The following is a 12847-nucleotide window of genomic DNA, read 5'->3' on the forward strand; positions in this document are numbered from 1 at the left end:
GTGGCGTTGTCGTTTTTCAGAACTGGTCTCTGTCTAACCAGTTACCGCTTTCAATCAGCGTTAACCCGTCGACCGAACGTTGGTACACGTACATCCATGCACTGCCGTAAGGTGTCTGGATCAACTGGCGAGCGTATTCACCGCCCCTGGTGCGCAAGGCATCAAGTTCGGCCAGCGTGGCATTATCAATACGATAAACCTCACCCTGTACCGTTCCGTTCCCCGGAACTGCGCCTGGATAGTGGCCCAGACTGTACAACTGGTAGTTTTCGATTGTGTAATTTCCCAGCAACTGGGCGTTGGTCATCCAGTGGCTGTTGCCTTGCCTGGTTCGTAAACTGCCGTAAACAAATATTCGCATTGCTAAAACTCAAACTGATAGAGCAGATCAAGTGCCTGGTCTACGCCGGACACTGCTTCCAGATATAGCTTAGGCATCAGGCGATAACGTAACGTGAGTGTAGCCAGTGAGTCAAAGATCCCCACGCCATATTTTACCTGTAGACCCGGCAGTACATAGCCGCTGACCACTACCTGCGAAGAGTCACCCACGCCCTGAGTGTCCAGCGCCAGATTGCTTACGCCAAACGTCTCGCCGATTTTACCCACAACCTGACCACTTTGTGCAACCCCCAGACCGACTAACATTGATGTCATTGCCGCACCATCGCCCTGTTGGCTATCCAGACCCTGGCCGCGCAGCAGGTAAGAGAGCGCTTCCTGTTGCGACATGGCCGGGTCAGAGAAGATCTCTGCCTTAGGTTCATCGGCGGAGCCCGTCACGCGCACGCCCGCAATCACATCATCTTCGGTGGCTTCCGGGTTACGTATCGCTTCGATATTGAGTACCGGCTGATCCGGTGGACCGGAGAACAGCAGCTCGCCTTTACGCACAATCAAATCCTGACCGTAGGCATGGAAGCGCCCTTCAGGAATATTGATTTGTCCATTGAGGCCAAGCCCCTGTTGATCCTGCGCCACTTTCAGGTCACCTGTGAGTCTCGCCTTCAGCCCAAACGCGTCCAAACGCACGTTATTCCCCACGTGCACGATAAGATTACTATTGATCGGTATGCCCGCGCTCTTCTGTTCAACAGGTTTCAGATTTTCATTGAGCATAACTTCATCACTGGAGACGCCAACCGCGCTTTCCGGCACTTCGTGAACCACGATGCGCGCCCACGGTACGTCAACACGGCCGTCCAGGGTGAAGAGACTCGGCGTTGCCTCAAAGACCACGTCTGGCGACACGTCCAGGCGCACCATCGGCGGTACCGTGATACGCACCCTGCTGCCCTTGGCCGCAATACGGGCGCGCCAGTTGTCGAGCTGGCTCCAGTCTGCGTCACCGCTCAGGTTGATTTGTCCCTGCTGCGTCAGCACTGAGCCACTGAGGGTTGAGCTTTGGCCGTTAAAGTTCATCGTCAGCTGGCTTGGCTGCATATCGAACGGCATAAAGTTACCGTCAATGTCCACGCCGTTTAACCGCATCTGGCCAAACAGCTGCGGGCTTTGCGCATCCCCCGCCAGACGCAGGTTGGCGCTGAGCATCCCCGCCGCCTTTTCTCCCCGCGAGAAGATCGGATTCACCATCGCCAGGTTGAAGTTGCGAATATTGACGTTGCCGCCGAGATTGCGCCGCCCTTGCGGATCGGTAATTTGCACCTGTCCGTCAAACTGACCGTTGTTGGTCAGGCGGATCAGCCATCCCAGTTCAGCACGATTGTTACGCAGGTCAGCGTTCACATTCAGGGTGTCGAACGCTACCGGCAGCGGCGCGTCATTGACCTCCTGCGTCACCTTCACGTTACGCCCGGAGAGCGTAACGCTGCCCTGCGGCAGCCCCTCTTTGGTGGTGTCCCACGCGACGTCCGCTTTACCGCTGAAGACCCCGCTGGCCTGGGTGGTTTCCGGCATAAACGGTTTCAGCATCGCCAGGTCGAAACGGTTGAGGTTGATCTGCGCGCGTCCTTCCGCGCCCGCATCAATGGTCTGCGGCACACACAGCTCAGCATTCGGGTTGGTCCAGCAGTGTGGCCCAATGCTTAACTTTTGCTCCGCATTGCGGTAGTCCAGCGCGATGGATCGGGACAGCATCAGCGGGCCGACCGGCGTGCTGAAGCGGGTGTTATCCAGTACGCCCTTCCAGCGCGTTGCCTGGCGATCAAAACTGCCCGTCAGGTGCAGCTGCCCGGAGACCGGCTCGCCCTGCACGCGCAGCTGGAGATCGTGCTGCTTTTCGTTACCTTTTGCCGCCAGCGTGACCAGACTGATGTTCACGTCCGGCTGGGAGATACGCTCCACGCGCAGGTCCAGGCTTCCGCCGATCTGATCGGTGGATTTCACGTCCCCTTCGACGCGCACGCGGGCAATGGAAAGTTCCTGCCAGCGCAGGTTATTAGCGGTGATGTCCGCCAGCAGCTGCGGCGCCTCCACCGTACCGCGAACCTTCACTAACCCCTTCGCCGTGCCGCCAAGACCCGGCAGGGCGTTATCGAGATTTGGCGCGTCGATGGTGGCATCCAGATCGAGATCTTTCACCCCCAGCTCGCCTTTGATATCTGCCGTGTTGCGGCCCAGCGCCACGTGCAGGTCCGGGATCACCCACTGGAGATAGCTGTTGCCCTTAAGCGAGCCCTCTACGTTGACTTTGTTCTGCTTCACGTTGCCGGTGAGCTTGAGTTCCGGCACGTCCATCTGCCAGGTGCCACCGTACAGGCTACCGCGGGTTTTGATCAGGCCATCCAGTTTTGACGGCCAGTCCGGGACCTCTTTAGCGGTGTTGATCCCGGTCAGCTTCAGCTCGCCGCGCCAGCTGATCGCCTGCTGCCAGTCGAGCAGCGCGGTCAGCTCTGTTTTTCCTTCCAGCGCCGCCACGGTCAGCTTGTCGAGGTTAACCTGCAACTCGTTACCCTTCGCATCCAGGGTGATATCGGCGGGCGGTACCCCCTGCCCCTTCACTGCCGTGCGGAACGACAGCGTGTAGTCGGTCATTTTGCCACTCAGCTTCAGCTTCAGATCGTCAGCCTGGAACTGTTTTTCGCCGGTGAACGGCCAGTAAAGCTGCTTGCTGACAACCTCAAGGTTGAGCGGTAAACCGGCCTCTGCCAGCTGGGTTTGCCCGCGCAGCACCATATCCACCGCTCCGGAAAGGTTCACGCCGAACTCCAGCTTCTCACGCAGCGCGCCGCCGACCTTCACCTTCACCTTTTCGCCCTTCAGCGGATCGATGTTCAGGGCGCTGTTCAGCGTAATATCAACCGGCCAGTTGTCGCGCAGCTGCGCGTTGCCTGAGGCGTTCACCGAGCCCTGACTGGAGTCGATATCCAGCGCGTCGAGCTTCATGTTGCCGTCGATGCTGCTGACTTTAAGCAGCATGTTGAAGACTGTCAGATCGGTATCACCCGTCAGACGCAGCTGCTCGCCCTTAAACTCTTCGATATTGAGGTTCAGCGGCAGATGCACGTCGGTCATCTCCGGCAGAACCGGTTTCGAGAAGAGATCTTTCAGCGTTTCGCCCAGCGGTTTTTCTTCCGGCTGCGGGTTCTGGATCTTCGGCTCGACGATCTCTTCCTGCGCCACGTCGGCCACCTTCGGCAGCGCAATCAGCAGCCCTTGCAGGGAGGTTGGGGTCAGGGTGAGGTTTTTCTCCTGCCAGCGCAGACCGGAGGTGAAATCCATCACGGATACCGTCGTATCGTCGATTTTGATATTGACGTTATCCAGCGCAACCCGGTAGAGCGCAATCGGGTACGGCGTGGAGAGATTCAGCGGGCCGCTGTCCTCTTCTTCGACAGGCTCAGACTTCGGCATTTTTTTGGAATCTATCGCCACGTTAACGTCTTTTAGCGACAGATCGTTTACGCACAGTTGGCTGTCACGCAGGCAGCCGAGCTTGACCGCCAGATGAAACTCGCCCGCGTTCACCGCCACGCCGGGCTGTTCGTAACGGATATTTTTCAGGCGCAGATCGCGCCAGCCGCCCGTCACCTGGCCGATTTCCAGCCCCGGCACCCAGCGGTTCGCGGCGTTAAACAGCAGATGCAGGCCCGTGGTGGTGCCCACCAGAAACGCCACCGTACCGAGCAGTAATACGATAAAAATCAGCACCCCGAGGCTTATCTTCTTCCATAAACTCATAATTCAGGCCCCAGACCGATGTAAAACTGTAAACCGTGTTCGTCTTTGTCGCCCACCGGAACGGCGAAATCGAGCTTGATGGGCCCGACCGGTGACTGCCAGCGCACGCCTACGCCCGCGCCGGTTTTGAAATCGCTGCGGCGGATATCGTTCACCGCTTCACCGCCGTCAACGAACATCGCCCCCCACCACTTGCCGCTGACGTTGTACTGGTACTCCAGCGAGCCGGTCGCCAGTTTTGACGCCCCGGTCAACTGGCCTTTGTCGTTTTCAGGTGAGATCGATTTGTACTTATACCCGCGAATGCTGCGGTCGCCCCCGGCGAAGAAGCGCAGATCCGGCGGGACGCGTTCGAAATCACCGGTTTCGATCCAGCCGAGATTACCGCGCATCACAAAGCGGTGTTTGTCGTACAGCGTGCGGATCCAGACGTTTTGCGCCTGAAAGACGGAGAAGTCTACGTCGGAGCCCCAGGCAGTGTTGGAGTAATCGATGGAGTAGCGCTGAGAGTCGCCCCAGGTCGGCATCAGGCCACCGCGCGAGCGGGTACGGCTGATCATCACGCCCGGATAAAGCAGCATGGTGGTGTTAGTGACGTTTGCCTGGGTAAAGTGGTCGAGGCTCCAGCGCAGGTTAATGGCGCGCTGCCAGCCGCTGGAGAGATCCCAGAAGCGTGATACCGCAAGCGTCGTCGAGTCCTGCTCGGTATCGTTCAAATCGGTACGCTTAAAGCCGCCCTGCACGAGGTAGTATTGCTCAAGCGGATTTTTCAGCAGCGGCATTTTATAGCTGAAGTCCAGCTGCTGTTCAGGCGCAGACAGGCTCACGCTGGTGGTCAGGCTGTGGCCGTAGGAGTTCATCCACGGTTTTTTCCACGAGGCTTTCACGCGCGGGCCGACGTCCGTGGAGTAGCCGACACCGGTCTCAATGGTGTTTTCGGTGCGCGGAGAGACCACGCCATGCAGCGGTAACACTTTCGTTTTACGGGATTTATCAAATTCCGGCGCCACCACCACGGAGTTAAACCAGCCCGTCGCGGACAAACGACGGTTCAGCTCGCCCAGGTCGCTGGACTGGTAGTAGTCGCCCTTTTTAAACGGCACCAGGTTTTGCAGATACTCATCACGGATTTGCGATCCTTCGAAGGTCACATCGCCAAACCGGTAGCGCTCGCCGCTGTCGTAATCGATATCCCAGAATGCCTGACGTCGCTCAAGCGCAACGCCTAGCTGGCTTTTGTTGAACTGGCTGTCGAAGTAGCCTTTGCGCAGCGAAACGCTGGTTAATGATTTTTTAAAACGATCGTAATCCCCGTGATTGAGCACAGTGCCCACTTTCGGACGGGTGCTGAGCAGATCCAGGTAGTCACGATCCGTGCGCGCGCCGCCGCGCAGCACCACGTTCGTGCCGCCAATCAGGACGGGTTCGCCCGGCGAGACGCGGGCAATCAACACCTGACGTCCTTTTGCCGGCGGCGGGCGTAAATCGAAATCGATGGTGGGTTCGTAGTACCCCAACGCCTTTAAGCCTTCGCGAATGGCGTCATCCACGCGCGCGCGAAAACGCCGATCCGGCGTGACCTCATCGCTCTGGATAGTAGAAAGCTGCGCACGCACGTTTTTTTCCAGCGCCCCGGATAACCCCTCAACCTGCAAACGGACATTCGCCGCGCTGGCAATCCCGCTGGTCAGCAGTAAGCTGACTAAACATAACTGGCGGATCTTTGTCACGTTTTCTCCTGAATATCCCTGTTTCCACCCTGGAAGCAAATGCAGTGCCGCTCCGCGGCAAAATACGGCCTGAAAGCCAAAAACCCAAATTACGGGTTGAAAAAGGGTGTAACACCCAAATATTTCTTATGATTAAATCTAGACTCATTCATCGCATTTATTGTGTTCAATTAAACGCTTCGTGACAACCTTAACCGAAACAACGCTACCCCGGAGGCCCCACCGTGAGTTTATTTGATAAAAAGCATCTGGTATCACAAGCCGATGCGTTACCGGGACGCAACACCCCTATGCCAGTGGCGACATTACACGCCGTAAACAACCATTCAATGACAAACGTTCCTGATGGAATGGAGATCGCCCTGTTTGCCATGGGCTGCTTCTGGGGCGTAGAACGCCTGTTCTGGCAACTGCCGGGCGTGTACAGCACCGCTGCGGGCTACACCGGAGGATATACGCCTAACCCAACCTACCGCGAAGTCTGTTCCGGTGAGACCGGTCATGCTGAAGCGGTGCGTGTGGTGTATGACCCGAGCGTCATTAGCTATGAACAGCTGCTCCAGGTGTTCTGGGAAAACCATGACCCGGCGCAGGGCATGCGTCAGGGTAACGATCACGGCACCCAATACCGTTCGGCCATCTACCCGCTCACCCCAGAGCAGGAGGCCGCGGCCCACGCCAGCCTGACGCGTTTCCAGGAAGCGATGCAGGCGGCCGGTGATAAACGTCAGGTCACGACGGAAATCGCTACCGCGAAACCGTTCTACTATGCCGAAGACGACCACCAGCAGTACCTGCATAAAAATCCGTACGGCTACTGCGGCATTGGCGGCATCGGCGTCTGTCTGCCTCCACAACAGGACTGATTACGGCTTCAGCGCCACGCGAGCCGCGTGGCGCACAGCCTCTCCCTCCGGCCACTTTTTGCCGAAAACGTGACCTCTGGCAGGTTTACACGTCTTTACGCTATACTACCGCTGAAATAATCGGCTCAACGCTACGAGCTGACTTCAATGTGTCTTCACACGAATGGTATCAACTCCCCTTCTGAGGATCTGGCGAGAAGCCGGATAAACTATGTTAAACAGTATTTTAGTAATACTTTGTCTTATTGCCGTCAGTGCATTTTTCTCGATATCGGAGATCTCGCTGGCTGCCTCCCGTAAAATCAAACTGAAGCTGCTTGCCGACGAGGGCAACATCAACGCATCACGCATTCTGAAAATGCAGGAAAACCCCGGCATGTTCTTTACCGTGGTGCAGATTGGCCTGAACGCAGTCGCCATTCTTGGCGGTATCGTGGGCGATGCAGCGTTTTCTCCGGCGTTTTATGGCCTCTTTGTTAAGTACATGTCCGTAGAGCTGGCCGAGCAGTTGAGCTTCATCCTCTCCTTCTCCCTGGTGACCGGCTTGTTCATTTTATTCGCGGACCTGACCCCGAAACGCATCGGTATGATTGCGCCAGAAGCTGTGGCTTTGCGTATCATCAACCCGATGCGCTTCTGCCTTTATGTCTTCCGTCCGCTGGTGTGGTTCTTTAACGGCCTGGCGAACGTCATTTTCCGCATCTTCAAGCTGCCGATGGTGCGTAAAGACGACATCACCTCCGATGATATTTATGCCGTGGTGGAAGCCGGGGCGCTGGCAGGCGTGCTGCGCAAGCAGGAGCACGAGCTGATTGAGAACGTTTTCGAACTGGAATCCCGTACCGTGCCGTCCTCCATGACCGGCCGTGAAAACATCATCTGGTTCGATCTGCATGAAGACGAGCAGAGCCTGAAGACCAAAGTGGCGCAGCATCCACATTCCAAGTTCCTGGTCTGTAACGAAGATATCGACCATATCATCGGCTATGTGGACTCCAAAGACCTGCTGAACCGCGTGCTGGCAAACCAGAGCCTGGCGCTGAACAGCGGCGTGCAGATCCGCAACACCCTGATTGTGCCGGACACCCTGACGCTCTCCGAAGCGCTGGAAAGTTTCAAAACCGCCGGGGAAGACTTCGCGGTGATCATGAACGAATACGCGCTGGTGGTGGGCATTATCACCCTCAACGACGTTATGACGACCCTGATGGGCGACCTGGTCGGCCAGGGGCTGGAAGAGCAGATTGTTCAGCGTGACGAAAATTCATGGCTCATCGATGGCGGTACGCCGATTGAAGACGTCATGCGCGTGCTCGACATCGACGAGTTCCCGCAGTCCGGCAACTACGAGACCATCGGCGGCTTTATGATGTTTATGCTGCGTAAAATCCCGAAACGTACCGACTCGGTGAAGTTCTCCGGCTTCAAGTTTGAAGTGGTGGATATCGATAACTACCGCATCGATCAGCTGCTGGTAACGCGTATTGATAGCAAACCGACCGTGCTGGTGCCGAAACTGCCGGATGCGGAAGAGAAGGTGTCGGCGTAATCCTTTGTGTGCCCCACAAACATCAACGGCTCCCATCGGGAGCCGTCTTTTTAACTACTACTGCATAGCACGTTGGTTAAGCCATCTCAGTTTGCAGACGCATAACCTGACGGTTGACTTCGGACATCACAGACAAGTGCTGTTTGTCCTTCACTTTCGGGATAAGGATTTTGCCCTTATCGAACTCAAAAGCGCCAACATCCTTGATGTACAACCGTCCACGGAACAGGATCTTCACGTACTTCGCCACCTGAAGCGGGTTGTAGCGTTGGAAAATTTTCATTCTTGTATCTCCTGCGAATCATACGCTCTTGCGGTGCCACAATCGGCCCGACTGTCCTGAGCGCAAATTTTGATGCCCAATGACTATAGACCAGAACCTCGTACTTACCCAGTGTGCATAAGTTTATTTACCGTTTGATTACAATTATTCAGAATAATCTTTGCAAAGCGTGATACAGCGCAGTATATGCCGTCGTTTTTGCGTGGATATGTGCGTTCGCCCGCAAACTGGCATCGGGATTGCGGGAAAAGCCTATTGATCGCACTTATGATTAAAAGCGCATGACCAAGTGGTCGGATCACCTGCTAACAATAAGGAAACACCATGACCCTACGTAACCTCCTGGCAGCAGCTTGCCTGTTGCTGCCGCTGATGGCTTCCGCACACAACATTGAAAAAGGACAACGTGTCCCGCCGGTCGGGATTGCTGACCGGGGAGAATTGATTCTCGACAATGATAAGTTTAGCTATAAAGCCTGGAATAGCGCGCAGCTTGCGGGCAAAGTGAGAGTTGTACAACATATTGCCGGACGTACATCCGCTAAAGAGAAAAACGCTACCCTCGTGGAGGCGATCAAGGCCGCAAAACTCCCGCACGATCGCTACCAGACCACTACCATCGTGAACACCGACGACGCCATTCCCGGCTCCGGCATGTTTGTGCGCTCAAGCCTTGAGAGCAATAAGAAGCTCTATCCCTGGTCGCAGTTTATTGTCGACAGCAACGGCGTGACGCGTAAGGCGTGGCAGCTGGAAGAGGAGAGTTCAGCGATTGTCGTGCTGGACAAAAACGGTCGCGTAGAGTGGGTTAAAGACGGCGCGCTGACGCAGGATGAGGTGCAGCAGGTGGTTGCCCTGCTGCATAAGCTGCTGACTCAGTAAAGTGACACCCGGAAGCCCGGATTCAGGAATGACTCGCGCGGGGTGTAGTCCAGTGGCTTACCCTGCCAGTCATGCACATGCGCGCCAGCGGCCGCCGCCACCGCATGCCCTGCCGCCGTATCCCAGACGTTCGTCGGCCCGAAACGTGGGTACAGCTGCGCCTGCCCTTCCGCCACCAGACAGAACTTCAGCGACGAGCCAATCGACGTCGTCTGGTGTTCACCCAGCTGTTGCAGATACTCCTCCAGCTCGCTGTCACTGTGCGAGCGGCTGATCACCACCAGCGGAGGACGGGCATCACGCACCTGGATCTGCTTACGCACGCCGCACTCTTCCTTCCAGGCTTTACCTTCCGCCGCGCTGTACATCACCTTCATCACCGGGGCATAAACCACGCCCAGTACCGCTTTCCCGTTTTCAATCAGAGCGATGTTGACGGTGAATTCACCGTTACGCTTGATAAACTCTTTCGTGCCGTCCAGCGGGTCGACAAGCCAGTAACGCTGCCAGTGCTGACGTTCATCCCAGCTCTGGGGCGCTTCTTCAGAAAGGACCGGAATATCCGGCGTCAGGGCCTGCAAACCTTTCAGGATCACTGCATGCGCCGCGATATCCGCCGCCGTCACCGGGGAGTCATCCGCTTTGCTGACAACATCCATCGGTTTCGCACCGTCGTACACCTGCATAATGGCATCACCCGCATCCCGTGCGAGCTGACAAATTTTATCTAACATTCTCCACCTCTTCGTTAACGCAGTGGGCATAACTTATTGTTTTAGTTATATCGTAATGTGAACAATTCCGCTATCTGTGAAGCAATTCTGGTTTCAGCGCCCTTTTTTCTGGCAGCATTCACACTTCTGTAAGCAACAAATACTACATACATATTCTTTTGTGGCTTGGATCGAAAAAAGGACTCCTCAGATGATTAAGTTTAGCGCAACGCTCCTGGCAACGCTGATTGCGGCAAGCGTTCAGGCAGCGACGGTGGATCTCCGTATTCTGGAAACCACCGATCTGCACAGCAATATGATGGACTTCGATTACTACAAAGATACCCCTACGGAAAAATTCGGACTGGTACGCACGGCAAGTTTGATCAACGCCGCCCGCGGTGAAGTGAAAAACAGCGTGCTGGTTGATAACGGGGACTTAATTCAGGGCAGCCCGCTCGGCGACTACATGGCGGCGAAGGGGCTGAAAAAAGGCGAGATCCACCCTGTCTATAAAGCGATGAACACCCTGGATTATGCGGTTGGCAACCTGGGCAACCACGAATTTAACTACGGCCTGAAATACCTGCACGACGCGCTGGCAGGGGCAAAATTCCCGTACGTTAACGCCAATATCATCGACGTTAAGACGAAGAAGCCGCGCTTCACCCCTTATCTGATTAAAGAGACCGAGGTTGTCGACCAGGACGGTAAAAAACAGACGCTGAAAATCGGCTATATCGGTTTTGTACCGCCGCAGATCATGACGTGGGATAAAGCCAACCTCGACGGGAAAGTAACCGTCAACGACATTACCGAAACCGCGCGCAAATACGTGCCGGAGATGCGGGCGAAAGGGGCGGATGTGGTGGTCGTCGTGGCCCACTCCGGCCTCTCGGCCGACCCGTATCAGGTGATGGCTGAGAACTCCGTGTACTATCTCAGCCAGGTGCCGGGCGTGGATGCGATCCTGTTTGGTCACGCCCATGCCGTTTTCCCGGGCAAAGATTTCGCTGATATCAAAGGCGCGGACATCGAAAAAGGGACGCTCAACGGTGTGCCATCGGTGATGCCGGGCATGTGGGGTGACCACCTTGGCGTGGTGGATCTGGTGCTGAATAACGACAGCGGAAGCTGGAAAGTCACGCAGTCGAAAGCGGAAGCGCGTCCGATCTACGACGCAGCGGCCAAAAAATCTCTGGCAGGGGAAGATAAAAAGCTGGTCGACGTCCTGAAGCATGACCACGACGCGACGCGTGAATTTGTCAGCAAGCCGATCGGTAAATCGGCTGATAACATGTACAGCTTCCTCGCGCTGGTACAGGATGATCCGACCGTGCAGGTAGTCAACATGGCGCAGAAAGCCTATGCGGAGCACTATATTCAGGGCGATCCGGATCTGGCAAATCTGCCGGTACTGTCTGCCGCGGCGCCATTCAAAGTGGGCGGACGTAAGAACGATCCGGCCAGTTACGTTGAGGTGGAAAAAGGCCAGCTGACCTTCCGTAATGCCGCCGATCTCTACCTCTATCCCAACACACTCGTGGTGGTGAAAGCCACCGGGAAAGAGGTGAAGGAGTGGCTGGAGTGCTCTGCCGGACAGTTCAACCAGATCGATCCGCACAGCAGCAAACCGCAGTCGCTGATTAACTGGGACGGTTTCCGCACCTACAACTTCGACGTGATCGACGGCGTGGATTATCAGATTGACGTTACCCAGCCCGCGAAATATGACGGCGAATGTCAGGCCATTAATCCGCAGGCAGAACGCATCAAAAACCTGACCTTCAACGGCAAAGCGATTGATCCTAATGCCACTTTCCTGGTGGTGACCAACAACTACCGCGCCTATGGCGGCAAGTTTGCCGGTACGGGTGACAGCCATATCGCCTTTGCCTCACCGGATGAGAACCGTTCGGTGCTGGCGGCGTGGATCAGCGCGGAGTCGAAAAAGGCGGGTGAAATTCATCCGGCGGTGGATAACAACTGGCGTCTGGCACCGATCCACAGCGACACTAAGCTGGATATTCGCTTTGAGACATCTCCGTCCGATAAAGCAGCCGCGTTTATCAAGGATAAGGCGCAGTATCCGATGCAAAAGGTCGCGACGGATGATATTGGGTTCGCGATTTATCAGGTGGATTTGAGCAGGTAGCGATGATTGTGCCGGGTGGCGGCTTCGCCTTACCCGGCCTACCCGCAATCCTCGATCCCGTAGGCCGGGTAAGCGCAAGCGCCACCCGGCATTTCATGCCGCACGCTCGTCCCTATTCGCCATCACCTGCGGCGTATTGACCTCAATCCAGTCGGCCAGCGCGGCCACCTTCTCGCTTACCTCCCGCCCCAGCGGCGTCAGGCTATACTCCACATGCGGCGGTACGACCGGATACGACACGCGATCGACAAACCCATCATGCTCCAGCGCCTGTAAAGACTGAGCCAGCATCTTCTCGCTGACGCCGCCCATCTTGCGGCGCAGATCGCTGAAACGATGCGTCCCCTGACGTAACGCCACCAGGATCAGCACGCCCCAGCGGCTGGTTACGTGTTTGAGCACCTCCCGTGACGGGCACTGTTCCGCAAAGAGGTTGCCATCGCGCATTTGCTCGCTGAGCGTCGGTATTGTTGTTTTCATACTTACCTTTTTGTACGTACTTACTAAAAGTTAGTTATGGTGATAGTGT

The 12847-nt window shown here is 56.1% G+C and carries 10 protein-coding genes; 4 read left to right on the plus strand and 6 right to left on the minus strand.

Features of this window, described 5'->3' with window-relative positions:
- Positions 1-16 precede the first annotated feature (16 nt).
- The 3 genes from ACOTZD_RS08845 to tamA are packed head-to-tail and all read right to left on the minus strand — an operon-like array spanning position 17 to position 5870.
- A complete protein-coding gene (locus ACOTZD_RS08845; RefSeq protein ID WP_017383925.1) occupies positions 17-361 on the minus strand; it encodes a gamma-glutamylcyclotransferase family protein in 345 nt (114 codons plus the stop codon).
- Positions 362-363: 2 nt separating this feature from the next.
- On the minus strand, positions 364-4140 hold the full coding sequence (tamB, locus tag ACOTZD_RS08850; RefSeq protein ID WP_421636266.1) for an autotransporter assembly complex protein TamB: 3777 nt from the start codon (positions 4138-4140) through the stop codon (positions 364-366).
- Complete coding sequence (gene tamA, locus ACOTZD_RS08855; RefSeq protein WP_022650273.1) at positions 4137-5870, minus strand: autotransporter assembly complex protein TamA; 1734 nt, start codon at positions 5868-5870, stop codon at positions 4137-4139. Before tamA ends, tamB begins: the two co-directional genes overlap by 4 nt.
- A 224-nt stretch (positions 5871-6094) precedes the next feature.
- Between tamA and msrA the strand changes: the two genes are divergently transcribed.
- Positions 6095-6736, plus strand: a complete 642-nt coding sequence (gene msrA, locus ACOTZD_RS08860; protein WP_003856057.1) for a peptide-methionine (S)-S-oxide reductase MsrA — start codon at positions 6095-6097, stop codon at positions 6734-6736.
- A 211-nt stretch (positions 6737-6947) separates the two neighbouring features.
- Positions 6948-8285, plus strand: a complete 1338-nt coding sequence (locus tag ACOTZD_RS08865; RefSeq protein ID WP_022650272.1) for a hemolysin family protein — start codon at positions 6948-6950, stop codon at positions 8283-8285.
- Positions 8286-8361: 76 nt separating this feature from the next.
- On the opposite strand, the gene ACOTZD_RS08870 is transcribed toward ACOTZD_RS08865, so the two are convergent.
- Positions 8362-8568 (minus strand): DUF1107 domain-containing protein, encoded by a 207-nt coding sequence (locus ACOTZD_RS08870; RefSeq protein WP_003856054.1) that lies wholly within the window; start codon positions 8566-8568, stop codon positions 8362-8364.
- Between the two features lie 324 nt (positions 8569-8892).
- Here ACOTZD_RS08870 and ACOTZD_RS08875 point away from each other — a divergent pair, with 324 nt between their 5' ends.
- Positions 8893-9450, plus strand: a complete 558-nt coding sequence (locus ACOTZD_RS08875; RefSeq protein ID WP_022650270.1) for a YtfJ family protein — start codon at positions 8893-8895, stop codon at positions 9448-9450.
- Here ACOTZD_RS08875 and cysQ read toward each other — a convergent pair.
- Positions 9444-10184 (minus strand): 3'(2'),5'-bisphosphate nucleotidase CysQ, encoded by a 741-nt coding sequence (gene cysQ / locus ACOTZD_RS08880; RefSeq protein ID WP_003856050.1) that lies wholly within the window; start codon positions 10182-10184, stop codon positions 9444-9446. The two genes, ACOTZD_RS08875 and cysQ, sit on opposite strands and share 7 nt — an antisense overlap.
- A gap of 190 nt (positions 10185-10374) precedes the next feature.
- On the opposite strand from cysQ, the gene ACOTZD_RS08885 reads away from it, so the two are divergent.
- Complete coding sequence (locus ACOTZD_RS08885) at positions 10375-12318, plus strand: bifunctional 2',3'-cyclic-nucleotide 2'-phosphodiesterase/3'-nucleotidase (protein WP_023324053.1); 1944 nt, start codon at positions 10375-10377, stop codon at positions 12316-12318.
- A 93-nt stretch (positions 12319-12411) separates the two neighbouring features.
- Here the strand turns inward: ACOTZD_RS08885 and ACOTZD_RS08890 are convergent, their stop codons facing one another.
- Entirely contained in the window at positions 12412-12798 is a 387-nt protein-coding gene (locus ACOTZD_RS08890) for a winged helix-turn-helix transcriptional regulator (RefSeq protein ID WP_022650268.1), read from the minus strand.
- Positions 12799-12847: the final 49 nt, after the last annotated feature.

Origin of the sequence: Enterobacter cloacae complex sp. SHL022, assembly GCF_049237785.1 — a bacterium.
Lineage (GTDB): Bacteria > Pseudomonadota > Gammaproteobacteria > Enterobacterales > Enterobacteriaceae > Enterobacter > Enterobacter hormaechei_C.

Coding starts and splice junctions, on each gene's coding strand:
- ACOTZD_RS08845 (WP_017383925.1), bottom strand. CDS start 361: ATGCGAATATTTGTTTACGGCAGTTTACGAACCAGGCAAGGCAACAGC.
- tamB (WP_421636266.1), bottom strand. CDS start 4,140: ATGAGTTTATGGAAGAAGATAAGCCTCGGGGTGCTGATTTTTATCGTA.
- ACOTZD_RS08865 (WP_022650272.1), top strand. CDS start 6,948: ATGTTAAACAGTATTTTAGTAATACTTTGTCTTATTGCCGTCAGTGCA.
- ACOTZD_RS08870 (WP_003856054.1), bottom strand. CDS start 8,568: ATGAAAATTTTCCAACGCTACAACCCGCTTCAGGTGGCGAAGTACGTG.
- ACOTZD_RS08875 (WP_022650270.1), top strand. CDS start 8,893: ATGACCCTACGTAACCTCCTGGCAGCAGCTTGCCTGTTGCTGCCGCTG.
- cysQ (WP_003856050.1), bottom strand. CDS start 10,184: ATGTTAGATAAAATTTGTCAGCTCGCACGGGATGCGGGTGATGCCATT.
- ACOTZD_RS08885 (WP_023324053.1), top strand. CDS start 10,375: ATGATTAAGTTTAGCGCAACGCTCCTGGCAACGCTGATTGCGGCAAGC.
- ACOTZD_RS08890 (WP_022650268.1), bottom strand. CDS start 12,798: ATGAAAACAACAATACCGACGCTCAGCGAGCAAATGCGCGATGGCAAC.